Origin of the sequence: Rhizobium rhizogenes NBRC 13257, assembly GCF_000696095.1 — a bacterium.
GTDB lineage: Bacteria > Pseudomonadota > Alphaproteobacteria > Rhizobiales > Rhizobiaceae > Rhizobium > Rhizobium rhizogenes.
The window spans coordinates 36,334-57,981 of sequence record NZ_BAYX01000008.1; the positions used below are offsets into that span (position 1 = coordinate 36,334).

Genomic DNA, 21,648 nt, shown 5'->3' on the forward strand with positions numbered 1-21,648 from the left:
AAGGGAATATGCAGTTTAGATTGATTAAAACTTGGTAACGTTTCAGTGAGAGATTTGGCCTGTCCGCGCGTTGTCTGATGGAACTTTATATGGACGTTGGAAGTGCACCACGCTATCCATGCTTCCATGAAAAAAGGTGATCATCTCTTCCTCGTCGACGGCTCCGGATTCATTTTCCGGGCCTTCCATGCCCTGCCGCCGCTGACGCGCAAGTCCGATGGAGTGCCGGTCGGCGCCGTCTCCGGTTTCTGCAACATGTTGTGGAAGCTTTTGACCTCGGCGCGCGATACGTCGGTCGGCGTGACGCCGACGCATTTCGCCGTCATCTTCGACTATTCCTCGAAGACATTCCGTAAGGATATCTACGACGCCTACAAGGCAAATCGCTCGGCGCCGCCGGAAGAGCTGATCCCGCAATTCGGGCTCATTCGCCAGGCAACCCGCGCCTTCAACCTGCCCTGTATCGAGACGGACGGTTTCGAGGCCGACGACATCATCGCCACCTATGCCCGCCAGGCCGAGGCAACCGGTGCCGACGTCACCATCATCTCCTCCGACAAGGACTTGATGCAGCTCGTTACCCCAATGGTCCACATGTATGACAGCATGAAGGACAAGCAGATCGGCATTCCCGACGTCATCGAGAAATGGGGCGTGCCGCCGGAAAAGATGATCGACCTGCAGGCCCTGACCGGCGATTCGGTCGACAACGTGCCCGGCATCCCCGGCATTGGCCCGAAGACGGCGGCGCAGCTTCTGGAGACGTTCGGCGATCTCGACACGCTGCTCGCCCGCGCCGGCGAGATCAAGCAGGAGAAGCGCCGCGAAAACATCATCGCCAACGCCGATCTGGCCCGGATTTCCCGGCAGTTGGTGACGCTCAGGACCGACGTACCGCTGGAACTGCCGCTCGACGCACTGGTGCTCGAGCCGCAGAACGGCCCGAAGCTGGTCGGCTTCCTGAAGGCTATGGAATTCACCTCGCTGACGCGCCGCGTCGCCGAGGCCTGCAATTGCGATCCGACGGCGATCGAACCATCTGACGTCAAGGTCGAGTGGGGCGACACCGCCCACGGCCCGGATCTCGATGTCGGAGACAGTGTCGAGCTCGTCGCCGGCGGCACCGTCGCGGCCGAGGGCGCTTCCGTTCCCGCGCCGGCGGTCAAGCCGCGCGTGGGTGTCGAGGGGCTGACCGAACCGGCCGACCTCACCAAGGCCCGCGCGGCAAGCTTCGCCACCGCACCGATCGACCATTCGAAATATGTCACCATCCGCGACGTCGCCACCCTCGACCAGTGGATCGCGGATGCGCGCGAAACCGGCATCGTGGCCTTCGACACAGAGACGACGTCGCTCGATGTCATGCAAGCCGAAATCGTCGGCTTTTCGCTGGCGATTGCCGATAACAAGAACGATCCTACGGGCGCTTCCATCCGCGCCGCCTATGTCCCGCTCAACCACAAGAATGGTGTCGGAGACCTGCTCGGTGGCGGACTTGCCGACAACCAGATCCCGCTGCGCGACGCGCTGCCGCGGCTGAAGGCGCTGCTGGAGGATACTTCCGTCCTCAAGATCGCGCAGAACCTGAAATACGACTACCTGCTGATGAAGCGCTATGGCATCGAGACCAAGGGCTTCGACGACACGATGCTGCTGTCCTACGTGCTCGACGGCGGCGCCAACGCCACGCATGGCATGGACAGCCTGTCGGAACGCTGGCTCGGCCATAAGCCGATCGCCTACAAGGACGTTGCCGGCAGCGGCAAGTCTAACATCACCTTCGACCTCGTCGATATCGACCGCGCCACAGCCTATGCCGCCGAGGATGCCGACGTGACGCTGCGCCTCTGGCTGGTGCTGAAGCCCCGACTGGCAGCAGAAAAACTCGCAACCGTCTATGAGCGCCTGGAGCGGCCGCTGGTGCCGGTGCTTGCCCATATGGAAGAGCGCGGCATCACCATCGACCGGCAAATCCTGTCGCGTCTCTCCGGCGAGCTGGCGCAGGGTGCGGCCCGGCTGGAGGACGAGATCTATACGCTCGCCGGCGAGCGTTTCAACATCGGTTCGCCCAAGCAGCTCGGCGATATCCTCTTCGGCAAGATGGGCCTTGCCGGAGGGAGCAAGACCAAGACCGGGCAGTGGTCGACCTCGGCGCAGGTGCTGGAAGACCTGGCGGCTGCCGGCTTCGAGCTGCCACGTAAGATCGTCGACTGGCGCCAGCTCACCAAGCTGAAATCCACCTATACCGACGCACTGCCGGGCTACGTCCACCCCGAGACCAAGCGCGTCCACACCTCCTATTCGCTGGCCTCGACCACGACCGGGCGCCTGTCCTCCTCTGAGCCGAACCTGCAGAACATTCCGGTCCGCACCGCTGAAGGCCGCAAGATCCGCACGGCTTTCATCTCGACGCCCGGCCACAAGCTGATCTCGGCCGACTACAGCCAGATCGAACTGCGTGTGCTGGCGCATGTTGCCAATATTCCGCAGCTCGAGCAGGCCTTCGCCGATGGCGTCGATATTCACGCCATGACGGCGTCGGAAATGTTTGGCGTGCCGATCGAGGGCATGCCGAGCGAAGTGCGCCGCCGCGCCAAGGCAATCAACTTCGGCATCATCTACGGCATTTCGGCCTTTGGCCTTGCCAATCAGCTGTCGATCGAGCGCTCGGAAGCCGGCGACTACATCAAGAAGTATTTCGAGCGCTTCCCCGGCATTCGCGACTATATGGAAAGCACCAAGGCGACGGCGCGTGACAAGGGCTATGTCGAAACCATCTTCGGCCGCCGCGTCCATTTCCCGGAAATCCGCTCCTCCAATCCCTCCGTGCGCGCCTTTAACGAGCGCGCTTCGATCAATGCCCCTATCCAGGGCTCGGCCGCCGACGTCATTCGCCGTGCGATGATCAAGATGGAGCCGGCGCTGGCCGATGCGGGTCTTGGCGATCGCGTTCGCATGCTGCTGCAGGTGCACGACGAATTGATCTTCGAAGTTGAGGACGCCGATGTCGAGCGCTCGACTCCGGTCATCGTCTCGGTCATGGAAAATGCCGCCATGCCGGCGGTGAACATGTCCGTGCCACTGAAGGTCGATGCGCGGGCGGCGAACAATTGGGATGAGGCGCACTGAGCGCCTTATCTCAAGCTGATTCCTATCGTCTTATAAGCGTTTCCAGCTCTGCGACGATCACACGGCCCGCCTCTTCCAGCGTGCCGCTATTGTCGATGTCGGCGACATCGTAGCTGCCCTGAACGGTGAGCGAGCCGCGCTCCAGCCGTTTCAGCACGTCCTCGCGGCTTTCTCGGCCGCGCGCTATCAGTCGCTCCGCCAATACTTCGCGCCGCGCCGTGACGTTGATGACCTTCAGCTTCGGAAATGCCGCCTGGAAACGATGGAGCACCGAACGGGAGCCATTGGCGACGACGAGGTGGCCGTTGGCGAGTTCGCCCTCGACATCACTAGGAATGCCATATTTCAGGCCGTGCGCCTCCCAGGAGACGGCGAAGGCGCCGTCCTGTTCCATGGCGTCGAAATCGGCGTCGGAGACGCTTCTGTGGTCTTCGTTACCAGCATCGCCATCGCGGGTGATGACGCGACGGACGAAATGAATGTCCGACCGGCCGGCGAAATGCCGGGCGGCGAGATTCATCAGCGTATCCTTGCCGGCGCCGCTCGGGCCGACGACCACGAGCATGATCCCGGCTGTGTTTGCCGAGAGGTCCTTAGTCGGCTCTGTCTTGGCGTCGAGCGTCATGCCACACGCCGCCCTTCCCGCCAGACCGAGCGCGTCACCGGCACGCCGTGATCGCGGCGGACGCGCACGATATCGGCACGAAGGCCCAGGGCGATACGGCCGCGATCGTTGAGGCTGACGGTCTTGGCCGGGGTGGCGGTGACCATGGCGATCGCCTGCGACAGCGAGATGCCCTCGACCTCGTCGGCGAGGATGAAGGGTGCATGCAGCAGGCTGAGCGGCACATAATCGGAGGAGAGCACGTCGAGCACGCCGAGTTCGGCGAGATCGCGGGCGGCGATGTTGCCCGAATGCGACTTGCCGCGCACGATGTTCGGTGCGCCCATCAACACGCTCATGCCGGCCCCATGCGATGCCTTCGCCGCATCGACGCTGGTCGGGAATTCCGCCAGCCGCACGCCGTAATTGATCGCCTCGTCGACATGGGCAAGCGTCGCGTCGTCATGGCTGGCAATGGTAATACCGCGCTCATTGCAGACCTTCGAGATGGCATCGCGGTGCGGCGTCGCGTATCGGGCCGATTCTGCCTGGCGCTTGGCGACAAAAACGGCAAAGGCCTCGTCGCTGAGACCGCGCTTCTTCTGGTAGTAGAAGATGTATTGGTCCATGGTCTGGAACTGGCGCTGGCCCGGAGCGTGGTCCATCAGCGAGACCAGGCGGACATAGGGGTCCTTCTCGAAATCCTGGAAGTGATCGAGAACGTTGTCGGAGGAGACCTCGCAGCGCAGGTGGATCAGGTGGTCGGCGCGCAGCCGGTCTTCGCGCTGTGCCGCCTGGATGGCGTCGGCCATGTCGCGCATCTCGCCCTTTTCGAAACCGCCGTCTTCGTCGGAGCCCATGCGCAGGCAGTCGAAGACGGTGGTGATGCCCGAGGTGACGATCTGGGCGTCATGTGCCTGGATGGCGGCCGTCTTGTTCCAACGCACGCCGGGGCGCGGCGAATAATGAGCTTCCAGATGGTCCGTATGCAGCTCGACCAGACCGGGGATCAGATAATCGCCCTCGAAATCCTCGCCGATACCGGACCTGCCGTCGGAAATATCGGCGATCCGCCCGTCGCGGATCAGCACGGAGCCCTCGAGGATCTTGTCTTCGAGGACGATGCGGGCATTGGAGAGGACGGTTTCTTTGGTCATGTCAGGTCTTTCATTTTTGGGCGTCGGCAAGCGGCAGCCAGGAACGGACGGTAAAGGGTGCGCCGCGCTCTTCTTCGACGAAGACGGCGAGGCCGGAAATATCGAGCGGCTTGCCGGTATGGTCGGCGAAACGATCGCGCAGCAGGTCATGGATGCCGGCCTGTTGCTCTGTCGCGACCTTGCCGGTCAGTGTCATATGGAAGCGGAACTCGTCGTTCACGTAAGGATAGCCCCAGCGCAGCAGGTTTGCACGCTCCGCCTCGCTCAATCCCTCCGGCTTGCGCCGCGCGATATCGGCTTCGGAAAGGGCGGCGCGGAACGGCTCGAAGGTCTTGACGACTTGAGCGGCGAAATCCTGAAGCGGCTGATAGACGGCTCCCGGAACGAGCGCGAAGAACTGGCCGAGCTGGCCGAGCACAAGCTCAGGAATGGCAAAGGCCGGCGTGCGCGCGGCGAAATCGGCGGCCACATCGAGAAGATCGCGCTCCGTGACCGAGCTTGCCAGCTCGAAGGGCGCCTTCAGCGTGGCGTGAAATCCGTAACGGCGCGGGTCGGCGGTGACCTCGGCATGGTTCTCGGGCACGACGCCGATCGCCTTGTCGGAAAAGATTTCATTCGAAAAGGCATCGCGGCCGAGCCATCGGGCGGCGAGCGCCGTCAGGGGATCGGCTTTTGGCGGCGTAAAATAGAGAGCGTAGCGCAAGGCTATATTCCTTGGAAAAATCGGCTGCGCGAGACACTGTTGGGTGATTTGCGCCAAACCGCAAGAGAGGCCAGATGGTATCGAATCGAATCCGGCTAAACCCGGTGCGCCCGATCTTATCCTGCCCGGGCTTCCGCTAAAGGATTCCCGTGACAAAATGATGATGCGATACGGTTTTTTGTTGTCTTTTTTACCTGTTTTGCGTGCCCATCAGGCGTGTCCGCAGCGCGCTGGAGGCGGTGTCGAACAGAAAGACGACGATCAGGATCAGCAGCACCATATAGGCGACGTTTTCCCAATTGGCGTTGGTACGCATGGCTTCCCATAGCTTCAGGCCGATGCCGCCGGCGCCGACCGCGCCGATGATGGTGGCGCCACGCACGTTGGATTCCCATTGATAGAGCGTCTGGCTGACGATGACGGGAACGATCTGCGGCATGATGCCGTAGCGATGCACGAGGATGGTCGACGAACCGGTGGACTTCACGCCTTCGCGCGGCTTGTTGTCGATATTCTCGAGACCCTCGGAGTAGAGCTTGCCGAGCGTGCCGGTCTCGGTGAGGAAAATTGCGCCGCTGCCGGCAAGCGGTCCGGGGCCGAAGGCGCGGGTCAGGAACAGCGCCCAGATCAGCATGTCGACCGAGCGCAGGAAGTCGAAGAAGCGTTTCAGCACCTGATTGAGCAGCCGGTTCGGCGTGATGTTACGCGCCGCCAGGAAGGCCAGCGGAAAGCCGACGACTGAGCCGAGCAGCGTGCCGAGGAAGGCCATGACGATGGTCTGGAACAGCTTGGACCAGACATCACCGTGCTGCCAGGCGGCATTGTTCCAGACATTGTCGAAGGCGAGCGAAAGGTTCGATTCATCGGGATTGAGCCGGGGACCGGAGACGATCAGGCTGATGACTTCGCCCGCAGGCTTGTCGAAGAAGGGCGAATGCGTGTCGAAGACGAAATTCGCCCAGCCGATGAAGCGCTTGCGGATTTTCACGCGGTCCGTGGAGATGCTGACATTGCCGGCAAAACCCATGTCCACGAGGATATTATCGTCATAGACCGTCATCCAGGCGGGAACCGGCTCCGAGCCGATCACCTTTGGCACGTCGCCGGTGATGTCGATCGGGATAGTGACACCATGCGCGGTGAGGATCGCCTGTGTCTTGGTGATCGTCACGGTGCGGCTGGTGCCGCTGACCGAGACTGTCAGGCTGCCGTCGGGGTTGTTTGTCACCCAATCCGGGTGCGGATTATCACCCAGCGGCGAAAAGCGCGGATATTTGATGCTGATCGTGTCGCCGGAAATGCGGAATTCCGGCTGTACGTCGTAGCTGACCCATTCGCTCAGATAGATGCCGACGCGCTCCCAGTGGGCCTCAGTGATGACTTTCGGCAGGTCGAAGAACCAGACGGCGTAGAAGCCGTAGAGGATCACGCCGATGAAGACCATCAGGGCGCCAAAGCGCTGGCGAAAGGATCGGTGCAGGATCTCCGGGTAGCGTGCTTCGATATCCTGCATGCGGCTGGCGTCGATAACGGACATGGGCGACCTCAATGCTGCAGAAGGAAGGCATGTTCGCCGACGAGACGGCGACGGAGCCATGCGGAAAACTGATCGACGGCGATGATGGTGATGAAGAGCAGCAGCACGAGCGCCACCGTCTTGGCGCCGAAGCCGCGCGAGATAGACAGCTTCAGCTCCTCGCCGATGCCGCCGCCGCCGACGGCGCCGATGATGGTCGAGGCGCGGACGTTGATTTCCAGGCGCAGCAGCGCATAGGACATGAAATTCGGCATCACCTGCGGCAGGGCGCCGAAGCGGACGCGCTCCGTCCAGCTGGCGCCGACCGCTTTCATGCCCTCATCCGGCTTCATGTCGATATTTTCGACGACTTCGTAGAAGAGCTTGCCGAGCGCGCCGATCGTGTGCAGGCCGACGGCGATGATGGCGGCGATCGGGCCGATCGACAGGATCGCCGAAAACAGCCCGGCAATGACGATCTCGGGGAAGGCGCGCAGGAATTCCATGACGCGCTTCGTCACCAGCCGCACAGGATTGGACGGCGACATGTTGCGGGCGGCAAAGAAGCTGAGAGGCAGGGCGACGATGAAACCGATGATGGTCGATACCAGCGCCACGTTGATCGTGATGATCATCAGCTCGAAATATTCGGGAATGTAGAAATTGCCCCAGACATAGACGCGGCCGAGGGGAAAATTGAATTCTTCGCCGCCAACGCCGTTTGCGCCGTTCGAGCTCGCAAGATCGAAGAGTGCGCGATAGACGTCGGCCCAATCCTTGGGGATCAGCCAGCTCAGGAAATCGAAGAGATGCGGCAGGCGGTCGAAGAAATGGCCGGCATTGCTCTCGTCAGCGAAGCGGACGGAGCTGACGAAGGCGATGATCAGGATCGCGAGCCCGAGCCCGGTATAGAGACGGCGCCGGGCCACCATGCGGCTCCAGGCATCGCCGATCTCCTTGGCGCTGTGGGGCGCGCTCTGCATCTGTGGCTGGGCATCGGCAATCGTCATGAAAAATACCGCCTTGAAAAATAGCAAAGAGGCGGCCGTTGCCGGCCGCCTCGCAGTCAGGACGAAGATCAGCCGCCGATGGCAGCTTTGCGAACTTCGATAACGGCGTTGTAGAAGTCCGGCTTGACCTTGACGTAGCCTTTGAAGTCGCCGCCTTCGATGGCGTTGAAGCACTTGGCGTCGGCGGTCGGGAGCTTCAGGAAGAAGTCAGTCAGCTTGGTCTGCCATTCGGCGCCGAGCGCGTTGCGAACGACGAGCGGGCCGTTCGGGATCAGCGGCGAACGCCAGACTTCGACGAGCTTGTTCGGGTCGACGGCGCCCTTGTCGACTTCCTTGCGGAAGGTGCCGGAGGTGTAGCCGTCCTTGAAGTCGCCGAGGCCCGAGGAGTCGTCGACAGCGACGTCGACCTTGCCGTCATAGGCGGCGAGCAGGTTGTTCTCGTGACCGCCGTTGAACTGGGTCGAGGCGAAGAACTTGTCGTTCGGCATGCCGGTGTCCTTCGGGATCTGCGTCAGCGGAACGAGATAGCCCGAGGTGGAGTCCGGATCGGCGTAGCCGAGCTTCTTGCCCTTGGCGTCCTTGATGCTCTTGATGCCGGAGGACTTGAGCGCGAGACCGATCGAGTAGTAGCCGGTCGAGCCGTCAGCCTGCTGCGTGGTCAGGATCGGGGTGACGGCCTTCGGGTCCTTGATGGCGACGGCTGCATAGCCGGAAGCGCCGAGTTCGGCGAAGTCGAGTGTGCCGCCGAGCAGGCCCTGGATAACGCCGTCATAGTCGGCGGCCGGGAACAGCGATACCTTCTCGAAGCCGAATTCCTTCTTCAGGTGATCGGAGAGGCAGGCATAGTTGCGCAGGCGGTCGGCTTCGTTTTCGCCACCGAGAATACCGACGCGGAATTCCTTGAGGTCCTGAGCGGCAGCGCCGCCAGCAAGCGCGAGAAGCGCCGTGGCTGCAAGAAGGGTCTTCTTCAACATGGGTTCGTCTCCTGGTTAACCGGTGTGTCCCCGGATGTCTTCGGTCTGAAAAAATGCGCCCTTGACGCGGGCTCTCGATCGCGGCCGGCTCCCTCTCAGGGACCGGCCAGTGCCAGCGGTTGCGGGCCGGCGGATGCATGTGCCGCGGCTTGCACGGCCTGATCGGGAATGTTGATGGCGGTCGACGTCATCGTCTCGTCGACACCGGCGCCATCCTTGTCGGTGCCGTAGATTTCCTTGACGGCTGCGGCCGTCAGGTCGGACGGCTTGCCGTCGAAGACGACACGGCCGGCGGCCATGCCGACGATGCGTTCGCAATAGTTGCGGGCCGTATCCAGCGTATGCAGGTTGGTGATGACGGTGATGCCTTCGCGCTCGTTGATGTCGCGCAAAGCGTCCATGACGATCTTGGCGTTGAGCGGATCGAGCGAGGCGATCGGCTCGTCGGCGAGCATCATCTTCGGCTGCTGCATCAGCGCGCGGCAGATGGCGACGCGCTGCTGCTGGCCGCCCGACAGCGTGCCGGCCATCTGCAAGGCGGTCTGCTCGATGCCGAGGCGCTCGAGTGCCGCGATCGCTTCGATGCGCTCTTCGCGGGTGAAGACCGAGAGAAGGCTCATGACGGTCGAGCGCTGGTTGAGGCGGCCGAGCATGACGTTGGTCAAGACGTCGAGGCGCGGGACCAGGTTGAACTGCTGGAAGATCATGGCGCAGTCGCGCTGCCAGTTGCGCAGCGCCCGGCCACTCAGCTTGGAAACCTCGGTGCCGGCGAAATGGATCGAGCCGGAAGTCGGGTCGGCGAGGCGGTTGATCATGCGCAGCAGCGTGGACTTGCCGGCGCCCGAGCGGCCGATGACGCCAACCATCTGTCCTTGCGGAATGTCCAACGTCACGGAATCGACAGCGAGCTTGTTTCCGAACCGGCGCGAGACATTCTTGAGCTCGAACATGAAGCTTTCCCTTTCGCCGCTGCTTTGGTCCGCAGCTGGCATTGACGTCGCGCTACTAACTATGAATAGGCACAGGTGCCTTGGCTCAAAACGGAATTTCGAGCGGCTGTGCGCCAAGTATAGGCAACGCATTATCGCCGCTTCATGAAGCTCCGATGTCAGATTTGTGTAAGTGTTGTTACAATCCCCCGCTATTGGTGCGGTGGGATGATTCAGTGGAGCCGCATTAGTTGCTGTCGGCGTCAAATAAACCCGTTGGGAGACCATCCATGCTGCGGACGTTCTTCTCCCGCCTGTATTCCTCGATACCATCGGGACCCTTGGCCTTGGCCCATTGATCGAGGCTCGGCCTTTCGCCTTCATAGGAAAAGAGCGGCACGCCGAAGCCGCAGGAGGTCTGGACGAGGTCTATATCCAGCCAGACGATCTGGCGGGCACCGAGCGGTTCGTCGCCGGCATAATGGGTATGCAGCAATTCCCGGTATTCAGCCGATGTCCGGTGAATGATCCGGCCGTGCCCGTAGAGGCGCAGGATCATCGGCGGCCCGGCGACGGCGCAGAACATGATGGTCAGCCGTCCATCGGCCTTCATATGCGCCGAGGTCTCGTTGCCGCTGCCGGTGCGGTCGAGATAGATGGCGGTATTGGGTGAGATGATGCGCAGGCACAGCGTCTCGCGGGGCGAAACGTTGACGCGGGACGTCCCGGTCGCAGATGCCGTAAAGAAGATATGTTGCCGGGCAATGAAATCGTTCAGCCGGTCATCGATGCTTTCGAACTGTTTTGCCATGAAGGCGTCTCCCTCGAATATCTGGTCTCAAAGGGTCGCCAGACGCTGGATCCTCAGTCGGCCGGCGCAAGCCCCGTATCGGCGAAAAACGTCCTCATGCGCCGTAGCGGATCAAAAAATCCTCGGCGGAAAGGGCGCGGAAGTCGGTCAGCGCCGTGCGCAGAGTGGCGTGATCCCAGTCCCACCAGGCAAGCTTGTCCATCCGCGCGCCGACCTCGGCGGTGAAACGCTCGCGGATGAGCTTGGCCGGTACGCCACCGACGATCGTATAGGGGGCGACATCCTTGGAAACGACGGCACCGGCGCCGATGACGGCACCATTGCCGACCGCAACACCAGGCAGGATGGTGGCGCCGTGGCCGATCCAGACGTCATGACCGATCACGACGCGGTTCTCGCGCCGCCAGGTGAAGAAATCCGTCTCCATATCGGCATCCGGCCAATAATCGGCGGCGCGATAGGTGAAGTGATGCAGCGTCGCCCGCCATGTCGGATGGTTGGTGGCGTTGATGCGGACGCTGGCGGCGATGTTGACGAACTTGCCGATCGTCGCGCACCAGACGGCGCCGTCCTGCATGATGTAAGAATAATCGCCGATCTCGACTTCGTCGATACGGCAACGCTCCGAGACCTCGGTGTAGCGGCCGAACGTCGAGTTCTTGACCGTTGCTGTCGGGCTGATGAAGGGCGATTCGCCCAGTTGGCGGCTCATGCGGCGGACTTTCTGGGTGAGAAGCGGGAGACGTCGAGAATCCGGCTACCGACCGCTTCGCGCACTTCCTCGTCGTGGAAGATGCCGAGCAGGGCGACGCCGGCCTTTTTCTTCTCCTCGATCATCGAGACCACGACGGCGCGGTTCCGGGCATCGAGGGAGGCCGTCGGCTCGTCGAGCAGCAGGATGGCGTGGTCGGTGATGAAGCCGCGGGCGATATTGACGCGCTGCTGCTCGCCACCGGAGAAGGTGGCGGGCGGCAACTGCCAGAGCTCTTGCGGCAGGTTGAGCTGGGCGAGCAGGGCGCCGGCCCTTTGCCGGGCATCCGCCAGTACCACGCCGCGCGCCAGAAGCGGCTCGGCGACGACATCGATGGCGGCCACGCGCGGCACGGTGCGCAGGAACTGGCTGACATAGCCCATGGTATGGCGGCGAACCTCGAGCACGGTGCGCGGATCGGCGGTGGCGAGATCGGTGATCCTGTCCTTGTGCGCCACCAGGATCTGACCGGCGTCGACGGCATAGTTGCCGTAGATCATCTTCAAGAGCGAGCTCTTGCCGATGCCGGAGGGGCCACCGAGCACGACGCATTCGCCGGCTGCGACCGAGAAGGAGACATCGGCGACGACAGGCAGGCGAATGCCGTCGCGCAGATGCATGGTGAAGCTCTTGAAGACTTCGGAAACGACGAGGGGGGTTGCCATGATCTTATTTCCTCAGACCTGCAGGATCGAAGAGACGAGCAGCTGCGTGTAGGGTTCGCGCGGATCGTCGAGCACGCGGTCGGTCAGACCATGTTCGATGACGTATCCGTCCTTCATCACCATCATGCGGTGCGACAGCAGGCGGGCGACGGCGAGGTCGTGGGTGACGATGATCGCCGACAGGCCGAGATCGTTGACGAGGCCACGCACGAGGTCGAGCAGGCGTGCCTGCACCGAGACGTCGAGGCCGCCGGTCGGCTCGTCCATGAATACCAGGCGCGGGCCGGTCACCAGATTGCGGGCGATCTGCAGGCGCTGGCGCATGCCGCCGGAAAAGGCGCGCGGCTGGTCGTCGATGCGGTCGGCATCGATTTCGACGCGTTCCAGCCAGTCGACCGCCGTGGCGCGGATATTGCCGTAGTGACGGTTGCCGATCGCCATCAGCCGCTCGCCGACATTGGCGCCGGCCGAGACCGTCATGCGCAACCCGTCGGCGGGGTTCTGGTGGACGAAGCCCCAGTCGGTACGCATCAGAAAGCGACGCTCCGCCTCGTTCATGCGGAAGAGGTCGCGATAGGTCTCGTCGCGCATGTGGTATTCGACGCTGCCGGTGGTCGGCAGCAGCCGCGTCGAGATGCAGTTGAGCAAGGTGGTCTTGCCCGAGCCGCTCTCGCCGACGATGGCCAGGACTTCGCCGGGCCAGAGATCGAAGGAGACGTCACGGCATCCGATGCGACTGCCGTAGAATTTCGAGATGTCCTTGACCTTGAGGAGTGGTGTGTCGCTCATTCGGCGGCCTCCTGATTGGGTGCCGGCCCATTTGGCGCCAGCATCGGGCCGACATGGCCGTGGGCGCGGCGGTCTTCACAGAAATCGGTGTCGGAGCAGACGAACATCCGTCCGCCTTTGTCGTCGAGGATCACTTCGTCGAGATAGACCTGCTCGGCCCCGCAGAGCGCACAGGGCTTCTCGAAGCGCTGTACTTCGAAGGGGTGATCCTCGAAATCGAGGCTGACCACGTCGGTATAGGGCGGCACCGCATAGATGCGCTTCTCGCGGCCGGCGCCGAAGAGCTGCAGCGCATCCGACAGGTGCATTTTCGGATTGTCGAATTTCGGCGTCGGAGATGGGTCCATCACGTAGCGGCCGGCGACCTTGACCGGGTAGGCATATGTCGTGGCGATGCGGCCGTTGCGGGCGATGTCCTCGTAGAGCTTCACATGCATGAGGCCGTATTCCTCGAGTGCATGCATCTTGCGGGTCTCGGTCTCGCGCGGTTCCAGGAAGCGTAAGGGTTCCGGGATCGGCACCTGGTAGACCAGCACCTGGTTGGGGCCGAGCTTGGCTTCCGGGATGCGGTGGCGCGTCTGGATGATCGTCGCCTCTTCCGTGCGGGTGGTGACCGCGACATTGGCGACCTTCTGGAAGAAGGCGCGGATGGAGACGGCGTTGGTGGTGTCGTCGGCGCCCTGATCGATGACCTTCAGGACATCGTCCGGCCCGATGATCGCCGCGGTGAGCTGCACGCCGCCGGTGCCCCAGCCATAGGGCATCGGCATTTCGCGCGAGGCGAAGGGCACCTGATAGCCGGGAATGGCGATCGCCTTCAGGATGGCGCGGCGGATCATCCGCTTGGTCTGTTCGTCGAGATAGGCGAAGTTGTAGGTGGCGAGATCGGTCATTCGGCTGCCTCCGTCAGGGGATCCTTGCCGCCGTCGCGGGCGGCCTCGAAGTCGCGGCGCATGCGGCGCACCAGGTCGAGTTCGGCCTGGAAGTCGACATAGTGTGGCAGCTTCAGATGTTCGACGAAGCCGGTTGCCTGCACGTTGTCGGAATGGGAGATGACGAACTCCTCGTCCTGGGCGGGGGCGACGATATCCTCGCCGAGCTCGTCGGCGCGTAGCGCCCGGTCGACCAGCGACATGGCCATGGCCTTGCGCTCGCTCTGGCCGAAGACAAGGCCGTAGCCGCGGGTAAACTGCGGCGGCGCCTTGGCCGAGCCCTTGAACTGGTTGACCATCTGGCACTCGGTCACCTGGATGCTGCCCAGTGAGACGGCGAAACCGAGTTCCGGCACGTCGAGTTCGACCTCGACTTCTCCGATGCGGATTTCACCGGTGAAGGGATGGTTGCGGCCATAGCCGCGCTGGGTGGAATAGCCAAGCGCCAGAAGAAAACCCTCGTCGCCCCGGGCGAGCGCCTGCAGGCGCAGGTCGCGGGTCATCGGGAATTCCATCGGCTCGCGCGTCAGGTCGCCGGTTTCGTGATCGATCGGCATCTCGCCATCGCCCTCGATCAGCCCTTCTTCGGCCAGGATTTCGGAGACTCGCATGACGCGACCCTCTTCCGCCGACCGCTGCATCGGCTCGTCCACCGGCTCGTCGGTGAGCAGGCTCGGGTCGAGCAGGCGGTGGGTATAATCGAAGGTAGGGCCGAGAAGCTGGCCGCCCGGCAGGTCCTTGTAGGTAGCGGAGATGCGGCGTTCGATCTTCATCGCCGCCGTATCCAGCGGCTGGGAATAGCCGAAGCGCGGCAGCGTCGTGCGGTAGGCGCGCAGTAGGAAGATCGCCTCGATCATATCGCCGCGCGACTGGCGCACGGCAAGTGCTGCGAGCGTCCGGTCATAAAGCGAGGCTTCGGCCATGACGCGGTCGACGGCAAGCGCAAGCTGCGCGACGATCTGGTCGATGCCGAGCGCCGGCAGCGAGCGGTCGCCGCGGCGACGATCGGCGAGCAGCCGGTGAGCATTGGCGATGGCGGCTTCGCCGCCTTTTACGGCAACATACATGCGTCAGATCTCCGTCGCGATGATCTTGGTGGTGCGCGGCAGGCAAAGGAATTGCCGTCCGGCCGTCAGAACGAGGTCGACACCGCGCGGGAAGAGCGCGCGATTGTCGTTCCAGAAGCGCAGGAACGTGTCCGGCAGGCCGATGGGCGCAATCATGTTGATGTCGGCAATCCCAGGGCCGGAGAGCGCCAGTTCCTTGCCGCCTTCGAGGCTCGCGATTTCCAGCGCGATCGTCGTCGAGCGGTCGGGATATTCCTGGGTGCCGACATCGAACTGGTTGAGCGAAGCGAGCAGCACGCCGGCTTCGACGAAGGCAAAGCGGGCCTCGAGCTTTTCGGACGTCACCGGCGCGCCGGTGTGGAAGCCGAGCCATTCCGGCATGGTCGAGCGCGCAAGGCCGCCCGACATCCAGACCGATGTGTCATGGTCGCAAAGGGTGAGCGCAATGGCGCCGGCGGCGATGCCGAGGGGTGCGGGCGGTGCGATGTCGGAGACGACCGTTTGCAGGGTTCCCGGCCGCGCCATCGCGTCCATCATCATCTTGAAGACGCTCTGCGCGTCTAAGACCGGGTTGGTAAAGCCGCCGGTCAGGGCATCGTTGTCAGGGGTGATGGTGTTGGAAAGGGTCATCAGTCTTCTCCGCGGACCATGGTGAAGAAATCGACGCGGGTAGCGGCCGTCTCTTCGGCTCTTTGCCGATCCCGTCCGGCGATCCGCTCGGTGATCGGCAGCAGGATCGCCTTCTCGACGAAATCCTTGGTGGCCGGCTGATGCCAGAGCGCGTCGAAGATCGCCGCCAGCCGTACCTTCTCGCGGTCGGTGCCGAGCGCATGCGCGTGGCCGACCGTGCCGGAGGCGAGCCTGATGGTGGCGCGGGTTACGGTGACCTCGCCGAGATTGAAGGGTGCGCCGCCGCCGCCGATGCGCCCGCGCACCATGACGAGACCGGTTTCTGGCCCGCGCACGGGCTGGATAGCCGGCTTGTCGGACAGTGCTTCCCAGGCCGCATCGAGCTCGTCGCGCTCGGCCCGGGCCAGAAGGTCCGCCGTGCGCTTGCGTTCCCGGCGCTCCTGCGCAGCTACCTCTTGCCTCTGTGCTGAATTCATCGCGTCTTCCTCAAAATGTCTATTGATATAGACAACCATACAAGGTATGTTTTATATCTATTGGGGCGACGTGACAAGCGTATGACAGGACAAGCAAGAAATATGGCGGGGCAGAAGGTACAGAGACAGACGGGCGTGGCGCTCTGGCGGCAGATTGCCGACCGGATTCGCGCGTCGATCAATCAGGGCGATTTCGACGAGACCGGCATGGTGCCGCCGGAAACGGCGTTGGCGCTGCAATTCGGGGTGAACCGGCATACGGTGCGAAGCGCGCTGGCCGCTTTGGGGCAGGAAGGCATCGTTCGCGCCGTGCAGGGGCGGGGCACCCTGATCGAGCGCAAGGAACGCCTGAATTTCCCGATCTCGAAACGGACACGATTTTCTCAAGGGATCGGCGATCAGGCGCGCGAAGCGCGCAGCGTGCTGGTGGCGGCCAGCCGTGAAATTGCCAGTGCCGAGGTGGCCCGCTGGCTGAAGCTGACACCTGGCGCAGCCGTCGTCCGGCTGGAAACGATCGGCCGGGCCGACCATCGCCCGGTGTCGCGCGCCACGAGCTGGTTTCCCGCCGACCGCTTTGCCGATATCGCTGAGATCTATGGAACCACCGGCTCGATCACCAAGGCTTTCCGCGAACTCGGCGTCGCCGATTATGTTCGCGTCGTCACGGAAATCACCGCCACCCATGCGGAGGAAGGCGATCTCACCGACCTCGAACTCTCCCCCGGCGCCATCGTCATGAACACCAGGGCATTGAACGCCGATCTCGACGGCGTGCCGGTGCAGTACTCGATCTCACGCTTCGCCGCGGATCGGGTGCGGTTTACGATCGAGAATTGATCATAAAAAAAACCGGAGAGAACAAATCTCCCCGGCTCATTGATTGCAAGGCTAAAAGCGCGCTCAATGCGCGCCGGACATATCGCCGAGGACTTCCTTGGAAGCGACGGTGGAGTCGGCGTTGAGCTTGTAGACCATCGGCACGCCGGTCGCGAGGTTAAGCGCCAGGATCTGTTCCTTGGTCAGGCGGTCGAGCACCATGACCAGCGAGCGCAGCGAATTGCCGTGGGCGGCGACGAGCACCTTCTGGCCGGCGAGCACGCGCGGCAGGATTTCGGTGAGGTAATAAGGCCAGACGCGGGCGCCGGTGTCGCGCAGGCTTTCGCCGCCGGGCGGGGGCACGTCGTAAGAGCGGCGCCAGATATGCACCTGTTCCTCGCCCCATTTGGCGCGGGCGTCGTCCTTGTTGAGGCCGGAGAGATCGCCATAGTCACGTTCGTTCAGCGCCTGATCCTTAATGGTTTCCAAGCCGGGCTGACCGACTTCATCGAGAATGATCTTCAACGTGTGCTGGGCGCGGGTGAGCACCGAGGTGAAGGCGATGTCGTACTTGATGCCGTAATCGGCGAGCGCCTTGCCGCCGGTCTTGGCTTCTTCAACGCCCAGCGCCGTCAGGTCGGGATCCTTCCAACCGGTAAAGAGATTCTTCAAATTCCAGTCGCTCTGGCCGTGGCGAACGAGGACGAGAGTACCGCTCATAATGTCACTCCTTAATAGAGCAATTCCAGGAAAAGTGCGTAGCGGTTTTCCGTCCGGAATTGCGTAAGAACAAAAGGCTGGAGCGGTTCAGCAGTTCCGTGCTGAACCGCTCCAGTATCGGATCAACGTGTGGAAAGCCCGAGGACATCGAGCATGGAATAAAGACCGGGCTTCTTGTCGCGCGCCCAGAGAGCCGCTTGAAGCGCACCGCGGGCAAACAATGACCGGTCGCCGGCACTATGGGACAACGTCAGCCGCTCGCCTTCACCGGCAAAAATAACTGAGTGATCGCCGATGACGGCACCGCCGCGCAGCGTGGCAAAGCCGATCGAACCCGCCGGACGCGGGCCGGTATAGCCGTCGCGTACGCGCACGGAATGATCGCCGAGATCGATGCCACGCCCCTTGGCAGCGGCTTCACCCAGCAGCAGGGCGGTGCCCGATGGCGCGTCGACCTTGTGCTTATGGTGCATTTCCAGGACTTCGATGTCCCAATCGGCCGGCGGAAGCGCCCGCGCGGCCTGCTCGACAAGGACGCTCAAAAGGTTGATGCCGAGGCCCATATTGCCCGACTTGACGATGCGGGCGTGTCGGGCGGCAGCCTTGAACCTGGTCTCGTCTTCGGCAGAGCAGCCGGTGGTGCCGATGATGTGGACAATGCGCGCCTGGGCGGCGAGGTCGGCGAAGGTGACGCTGGTTGCCGGCGTGGTGAAGTCGATAACGCCGTCGGCATGCAGGAAGGCGGAAAGCGGATCGTCGGTGACGGGAATGCCGATCGGCCCCAGCCCGGCGATCTCGCCGGCATCCTTGCCGATGAAAGCCGAACCGGGACGCGCGACGGCGGCGTGTAGGGTCAGGCCCTCGGTGGCGTGGATGAGGCGGATCAGAGCCTGACCCATGCGGCCTGCCGCTCCCACCACCACCAGCTTCATCGCATCGTCGCTCATGTCGTCTCTATCGTCTTATTTGCGGGAATTGCCGGAAACGGCCGGCCGCTGAAGGTTGTTGAGGCGAGCGTAAAGGCCATTGTCGGCCTCCGCAAGCGTCTCGTGGTTGCCCTCTTCGACGACGCGCCCATTCTGCATGACAATGATCTTCTCGGCCCGGACCACCGTCGACAGGCGATGGGCGATGACGACGACCGTGCGGCCGCTCATGGCTTCGTCCAACGCCTTCTGTACGGCCGCTTCCGACTCCGTATCGAGCGCCGATGTGGCTTCATCCAAAAGGAGGATCGGCGCATTGCGCACCAGCGCGCGGGCAATCGACAGGCGCTGCCGCTGGCCGCCGGAAAGCGTCACGCCGTTTTCACCGACCGGGGTGTCGTAGCCCTGCGGTTGCGCCAGTATGAAGTCATGGGCGTAAGCGTGCCGGGCTGCTTCCTCGATTTCGGCATTCGTCGCTTCCGGACGGCCATAACGGATATTGTCGCGGATCGTGCCTTCGAAGAGGTAGGGCTGCTGCGACACATAGGCGAGGTGTTGGCGCAGCGACTGCTTGGTGACGTGGCTGATGTCCTGCCCGTCGATCAGGATGCTGCCGGCCTTCGGGTCGTAGAAGCGCGGAATGAGATTGATGACGGTGGACTTGCCGGCGCCGGAGGGGCCGACGAGCGCCGTCGTTTGTCCACCTTCGGCAGTGAAGCTCACGCCCGATAGAACGGTGTCGTCGCCATAGGCAAACTGTACGTCGCGAAATTCGATACGGGCATCGGTGACGACCAGCGGCTTGGCGTCCGGCAGATCGCGCTGGCGCGGCTCCATGTCGAGCAGTTCGTAGATCATCCGCGCGTTGACGACGGCGCGCTCGAGCTGCACTTGCAGCTTGGCAAGGCGGCGAGCCGGGTCGTAGGCCAGAAGCAGCGAAGTGACGAAAGAGAAGAAGGCGCCCGGAGGAACGTCGTGATAGATCGAGCGGTAGGCGGCATAGGCCAGTACGCTCGCGACCGCGAAACCGGCGAAACTTTCCGTCAGGGGTCCGTTGCGCTCCGACAGTCGGGCGATTCGGTTCTGCCGGTGTTCGGCTGCGGTGATCAGCTTATTGATCTTGCGATCCAGCTGCTCTTCCATCGTGAAGGCTTTGACGATGGAGATGCCCTGGATCGTCTCCTGCATCGCGCCCAGAACGTGGCTGTTCAGATTGACTGCCTCGCGCGTCGCCGAGCGAAGGCGCTTGGAGACATAGCGCAGGGCATAGAGCAGCGGCGGTGCCGCGATAAAGACGGCAAGGCTCAGCATCGGATCCTGCACCACCATGACGCCGAGCAGGGCGACAAAGGTCAGAAGGTCGCGTGCCGTCGAGGTGATCGTCAGGTTCATGACGTCGCGGATACCGGAGACGTTCTGGCTAACCCGCGCGGCGATCTGTGCCGACCGCGCCTCGTTGAAGAAGCCAACGGACAAGGTCATCAGATGCGCGTAGAGCCGGCGCTGGTAGCGCGCGATGATGTTATTGCCGATCTTGCTGAGAATGACCGACTGGAAATAGCCCGCGAAACCGCGCATCACGAAAGCGACGAAGATCGCGGAGCAAACGAGCCAGACGATATCGGCCCGGCGCTCGACGAAGGCCTGGTTGATGATCGTCTTCATGATGTAGGCGATAAATGCGGTCGAAAGCGCCACCAGGATCAGGCAAACGATGGCAATCGAATAACCCCAGAGGTGCTCACGGCCATTTTCGGCAATGATGCGCTTCAGGATACCGCTGATGGTCTCACTGTCGACGCTATTGTTTTTGGTATCGGGCGATTTCAAAAATCGGCTTCCTGTCTCAAACCAAGCGAGCCGCACATGGCACATGCTTTCGCGGCTCTATAAAGAGTTAGGACGGCTTTGGCTAGAGATGGCCTGCCGCACTGGTTAAGGGGCAAGCCATGGAGCCAAGATCATTATAAGGGAAGGAAGCCCCTTCAAAAAGGCTGCCTACGGCCCTGACCGGATCAACGCCGCCAGCGCCGTCCGTCCGTTGCCAGGCCGAAACTGGCCGGTGCGCGGGCATAGGCCGTGAGGCCTGAGAGTGCCGCCAGCGGATGGGTGACCACATGCGTCGGGATCGATTTCAAGAGCGCGGTATGCGGCGCCTTGTCTTCGAAGGCGGCGCGGAATTCCGGCTTCTGCAGCGCCGGCAGGATCTTTTGCGAGATGCCGCCGGTGATATAGACGCCACCCCGCGCCATGAAGACCAGCGCGATATCGCCGGCGACGCGACCGAGATAGGTGACGAACAACGTCAGGGTCTCTTCGGCCTGAATGTTGGTTTCAGCGAGCGCATGCGCCGTGATATCGGCCGGTTCCTTGAGGCTAGGCTCGATGCCGTCGGTCTTGCAGATGGCATGGTAGAGGTTCTGCAGGCCGCGGCCGCAGAGGACCTGCTCGGCGGAAATGCGGCCTTCGATCGTTTCGAGATGCGGCCAGATCCGCAGATCGCGCTCGCTGCGCGGTCCGAGGTCGATATGGCCGCCTTCGCCGGGCACGGGGATCCAGGCGTGCTGGGCATGAACGAGGCCGGCGACGCCGAGGCCGGTGCCCGGGCCGAGCACGGCGCGCGAGGCGACCATGCCTTCCGATATCTCGCCGATGGTGGCGCGATGCTCTTCGGAAATACCGGCGATCGCCAGCGCCTGCGCTTCGAAATCATTGATGATCAGCACATCTTCCATGCCGAGATTGGCGATCATCGTCTTCGGGCGGATCACCCAGTCGCAATTGGTCAGCGGAATTTCGTCGCCACGCACCGGGCCGGCCATGGCAAGGATCGCCGAGCGCGGCCGCACCGCCGACTTGGAAAGCGCTTCCTCGATCGCGTCGTCGATCGTCTTGAAATTGGCGGTTTGCACGATCGGAAAATGCGCCGGCTCGGAATGAGCATCGACGACAATGGAGAAACGCGCATTGGTACCGCCGATATCGCCGATCAGGATCGGAAAGGGCAGGGGGGCTTCGCTGTGATTGAGCTCGGGCATGGACA

21 protein-coding genes are annotated in these 21,648 nt (G+C 62.7%); 2 read left to right on the forward strand and 19 right to left on the reverse strand.

Annotated elements, in window-relative coordinates; translation table 11 throughout:
* Positions 1 to 126: 126 nt before the first annotated feature.
* The gene (gene polA / locus RRH01S_RS18780; RefSeq protein ID WP_042473608.1) at positions 127 to 3,129 is read left to right on the forward strand and encodes a DNA polymerase I; all 3,003 of its coding nucleotides are present in this window, start codon (positions 127 to 129) and stop codon (positions 3,127 to 3,129) included.
* A 22-nt stretch (positions 3,130 to 3,151) separates the two neighbouring features.
* Here polA and phnN read toward each other — a convergent pair whose 3' ends face one another.
* The 15 genes from phnN to phnG all read right to left on the reverse strand — a co-directional run bounded on the left by phnN (position 3,152) and on the right by phnG (position 16,143).
* A complete protein-coding gene (gene phnN, locus RRH01S_RS18785; protein WP_042473612.1) occupies positions 3,152 to 3,754 on the reverse strand; it encodes a phosphonate metabolism protein/1,5-bisphosphokinase (PRPP-forming) PhnN in 603 nt (200 codons plus the stop codon).
* Entirely contained in the window at positions 3,751 to 4,890 is a 1,140-nt protein-coding gene (locus RRH01S_RS18790; RefSeq protein WP_042473614.1) for an alpha-D-ribose 1-methylphosphonate 5-triphosphate diphosphatase, read from the reverse strand. Before RRH01S_RS18790 ends, phnN begins: the two co-directional genes overlap by 4 nt.
* A gap of 10 nt (positions 4,891 to 4,900) precedes the next feature.
* Entirely contained in the window at positions 4,901 to 5,593 is a 693-nt protein-coding gene (locus tag RRH01S_RS18795) for a DUF1045 domain-containing protein (protein WP_042473617.1), read from the reverse strand.
* A gap of 190 nt (positions 5,594 to 5,783) precedes the next feature.
* A complete protein-coding gene (gene phnE, locus RRH01S_RS18800; protein ID WP_042473620.1) occupies positions 5,784 to 7,130 on the reverse strand; it encodes a phosphonate ABC transporter, permease protein PhnE in 1,347 nt (448 codons plus the stop codon).
* Positions 7,131 to 7,138: 8 nt separating this feature from the next.
* Positions 7,139 to 8,119, reverse strand: a complete 981-nt coding sequence (gene phnE, locus RRH01S_RS18805; RefSeq protein ID WP_042473989.1) for a phosphonate ABC transporter, permease protein PhnE — start codon at positions 8,117 to 8,119, stop codon at positions 7,139 to 7,141.
* A 68-nt stretch (positions 8,120 to 8,187) separates the two neighbouring features.
* Positions 8,188 to 9,093 carry a phosphonate ABC transporter substrate-binding protein gene (gene phnD / locus RRH01S_RS18810; protein ID WP_007703018.1) on the reverse strand — a complete coding sequence of 302 codons (906 nt, stop codon included), beginning with the start codon at positions 9,091 to 9,093 and terminating at the stop codon, positions 8,188 to 8,190.
* A 95-nt stretch (positions 9,094 to 9,188) separates the two neighbouring features.
* The gene (gene phnC / locus RRH01S_RS18815) at positions 9,189 to 10,043 is read right to left on the reverse strand and encodes a phosphonate ABC transporter ATP-binding protein (protein WP_042473624.1); all 855 of its coding nucleotides are present in this window, start codon (positions 10,041 to 10,043) and stop codon (positions 9,189 to 9,191) included.
* A gap of 226 nt (positions 10,044 to 10,269) precedes the next feature.
* Positions 10,270 to 10,833, reverse strand: a complete 564-nt coding sequence (locus tag RRH01S_RS18820) for a pyridoxamine 5'-phosphate oxidase family protein (protein ID WP_042473626.1) — start codon at positions 10,831 to 10,833, stop codon at positions 10,270 to 10,272.
* Between the two features lie 94 nt (positions 10,834 to 10,927).
* Positions 10,928 to 11,545, reverse strand: coding sequence for a DapH/DapD/GlmU-related protein (locus RRH01S_RS18825; RefSeq protein ID WP_042473630.1), 618 nt, complete (start codon positions 11,543 to 11,545; stop codon positions 10,928 to 10,930).
* Complete coding sequence (gene phnL / locus RRH01S_RS18830; protein ID WP_007703007.1) at positions 11,542 to 12,249, reverse strand: phosphonate C-P lyase system protein PhnL; 708 nt, start codon at positions 12,247 to 12,249, stop codon at positions 11,542 to 11,544. Before phnL ends, RRH01S_RS18825 begins: the two co-directional genes overlap by 4 nt.
* 12 nt (positions 12,250 to 12,261) lie before the next feature.
* Entirely contained in the window at positions 12,262 to 13,038 is a 777-nt protein-coding gene (gene phnK / locus RRH01S_RS18835) for a phosphonate C-P lyase system protein PhnK (RefSeq protein WP_007703004.1), read from the reverse strand.
* A complete protein-coding gene (locus RRH01S_RS18840; protein ID WP_007703001.1) occupies positions 13,035 to 13,931 on the reverse strand; it encodes an alpha-D-ribose 1-methylphosphonate 5-phosphate C-P-lyase PhnJ in 897 nt (298 codons plus the stop codon). Before RRH01S_RS18840 ends, phnK begins: the two co-directional genes overlap by 4 nt.
* The gene (locus RRH01S_RS18845; protein WP_007702997.1) at positions 13,928 to 15,037 is read right to left on the reverse strand and encodes a carbon-phosphorus lyase complex subunit; all 1,110 of its coding nucleotides are present in this window, start codon (positions 15,035 to 15,037) and stop codon (positions 13,928 to 13,930) included. Before RRH01S_RS18845 ends, RRH01S_RS18840 begins: the two co-directional genes overlap by 4 nt.
* A 3-nt stretch (positions 15,038 to 15,040) precedes the next feature.
* Positions 15,041 to 15,667: a phosphonate C-P lyase system protein PhnH gene (phnH, locus tag RRH01S_RS18850; RefSeq protein ID WP_042473635.1), complete on the reverse strand. Its 627-nt coding sequence runs from the start codon at positions 15,665 to 15,667 to the stop codon at positions 15,041 to 15,043.
* A complete protein-coding gene (gene phnG, locus RRH01S_RS18855) occupies positions 15,667 to 16,143 on the reverse strand; it encodes a phosphonate C-P lyase system protein PhnG (protein WP_007702990.1) in 477 nt (158 codons plus the stop codon). Before phnG ends, phnH begins: the two co-directional genes overlap by 1 nt.
* A 102-nt stretch (positions 16,144 to 16,245) precedes the next feature.
* Here phnG and phnF point away from each other — a divergent pair, with 102 nt between their 5' ends.
* On the forward strand, positions 16,246 to 16,980 hold the full coding sequence (phnF, locus tag RRH01S_RS18860; protein ID WP_007702989.1) for a phosphonate metabolism transcriptional regulator PhnF: 735 nt from the start codon (positions 16,246 to 16,248) through the stop codon (positions 16,978 to 16,980).
* Positions 16,981 to 17,043: 63 nt separating this feature from the next.
* Here phnF and RRH01S_RS18865 read toward each other — a convergent pair whose 3' ends face one another.
* From RRH01S_RS18865 to RRH01S_RS18880, 4 genes are all read right to left on the reverse strand, one after another.
* Positions 17,044 to 17,679 (reverse strand): 2,3-bisphosphoglycerate-dependent phosphoglycerate mutase, encoded by a 636-nt coding sequence (locus RRH01S_RS18865; RefSeq protein WP_007702987.1) that lies wholly within the window; start codon positions 17,677 to 17,679, stop codon positions 17,044 to 17,046.
* Between the two features lie 122 nt (positions 17,680 to 17,801).
* Positions 17,802 to 18,626 (reverse strand): 4-hydroxy-tetrahydrodipicolinate reductase, encoded by an 825-nt coding sequence (gene dapB / locus RRH01S_RS18870; protein WP_042473638.1) that lies wholly within the window; start codon positions 18,624 to 18,626, stop codon positions 17,802 to 17,804.
* Positions 18,627 to 18,641: 15 nt separating this feature from the next.
* Complete coding sequence (locus tag RRH01S_RS18875) at positions 18,642 to 20,435, reverse strand: ABC transporter ATP-binding protein (protein ID WP_042473642.1); 1,794 nt, start codon at positions 20,433 to 20,435, stop codon at positions 18,642 to 18,644.
* Positions 20,436 to 20,620: 185 nt separating this feature from the next.
* The gene (locus RRH01S_RS18880) at positions 20,621 to 21,643 is read right to left on the reverse strand and encodes a glucokinase (RefSeq protein WP_012650739.1); all 1,023 of its coding nucleotides are present in this window, start codon (positions 21,641 to 21,643) and stop codon (positions 20,621 to 20,623) included.
* Between the last annotated feature and the right edge of the window lie 5 nt (positions 21,644 to 21,648).

Excerpts from the sequence above, each read along its gene's own strand:
- polA (WP_042473608.1), top strand. The coding sequence starts at position 127 with ATGAAAAAAGGTGATCATCTCTTCCTCGTCGACGGCTCCGGATTCATT.
- phnN (WP_042473612.1), bottom strand. The coding sequence starts at position 3,754 with ATGACGCTCGACGCCAAGACAGAGCCGACTAAGGACCTCTCGGCAAAC.
- RRH01S_RS18790 (WP_042473614.1), bottom strand. The coding sequence starts at position 4,890 with ATGACCAAAGAAACCGTCCTCTCCAATGCCCGCATCGTCCTCGAAGAC.
- phnE (WP_042473620.1), bottom strand. The coding sequence starts at position 7,130 with ATGTCCGTTATCGACGCCAGCCGCATGCAGGATATCGAAGCACGCTAC.
- phnE (WP_042473989.1), bottom strand. The coding sequence starts at position 8,119 with ATGACGATTGCCGATGCCCAGCCACAGATGCAGAGCGCGCCCCACAGC.
- phnD (WP_007703018.1), bottom strand. The coding sequence starts at position 9,093 with ATGTTGAAGAAGACCCTTCTTGCAGCCACGGCGCTTCTCGCGCTTGCT.
- phnC (WP_042473624.1), bottom strand. The coding sequence starts at position 10,043 with ATGTTCGAGCTCAAGAATGTCTCGCGCCGGTTCGGAAACAAGCTCGCT.
- RRH01S_RS18820 (WP_042473626.1), bottom strand. The coding sequence starts at position 10,833 with ATGGCAAAACAGTTCGAAAGCATCGATGACCGGCTGAACGATTTCATT.
- RRH01S_RS18825 (WP_042473630.1), bottom strand. The coding sequence starts at position 11,545 with ATGAGCCGCCAACTGGGCGAATCGCCCTTCATCAGCCCGACAGCAACG.
- phnL (WP_007703007.1), bottom strand. The coding sequence starts at position 12,249 with ATGGCAACCCCCCTCGTCGTTTCCGAAGTCTTCAAGAGCTTCACCATG.
- phnK (WP_007703004.1), bottom strand. The coding sequence starts at position 13,038 with ATGAGCGACACACCACTCCTCAAGGTCAAGGACATCTCGAAATTCTAC.
- RRH01S_RS18840 (WP_007703001.1), bottom strand. The coding sequence starts at position 13,931 with ATGACCGATCTCGCCACCTACAACTTCGCCTATCTCGACGAACAGACC.
- RRH01S_RS18845 (WP_007702997.1), bottom strand. The coding sequence starts at position 15,037 with ATGTATGTTGCCGTAAAAGGCGGCGAAGCCGCCATCGCCAATGCTCAC.
- phnH (WP_042473635.1), bottom strand. The coding sequence starts at position 15,667 with ATGACCCTTTCCAACACCATCACCCCTGACAACGATGCCCTGACCGGC.
- phnG (WP_007702990.1), bottom strand. The coding sequence starts at position 16,143 with ATGAATTCAGCACAGAGGCAAGAGGTAGCTGCGCAGGAGCGCCGGGAA.
- phnF (WP_007702989.1), top strand. The coding sequence starts at position 16,246 with ATGGCGGGGCAGAAGGTACAGAGACAGACGGGCGTGGCGCTCTGGCGG.
- RRH01S_RS18865 (WP_007702987.1), bottom strand. The coding sequence starts at position 17,679 with ATGAGCGGTACTCTCGTCCTCGTTCGCCACGGCCAGAGCGACTGGAAT.
- dapB (WP_042473638.1), bottom strand. The coding sequence starts at position 18,626 with ATGAGCGACGATGCGATGAAGCTGGTGGTGGTGGGAGCGGCAGGCCGC.
- RRH01S_RS18880 (WP_012650739.1), bottom strand. The coding sequence starts at position 21,643 with ATGCCCGAGCTCAATCACAGCGAAGCCCCCCTGCCCTTTCCGATCCTG.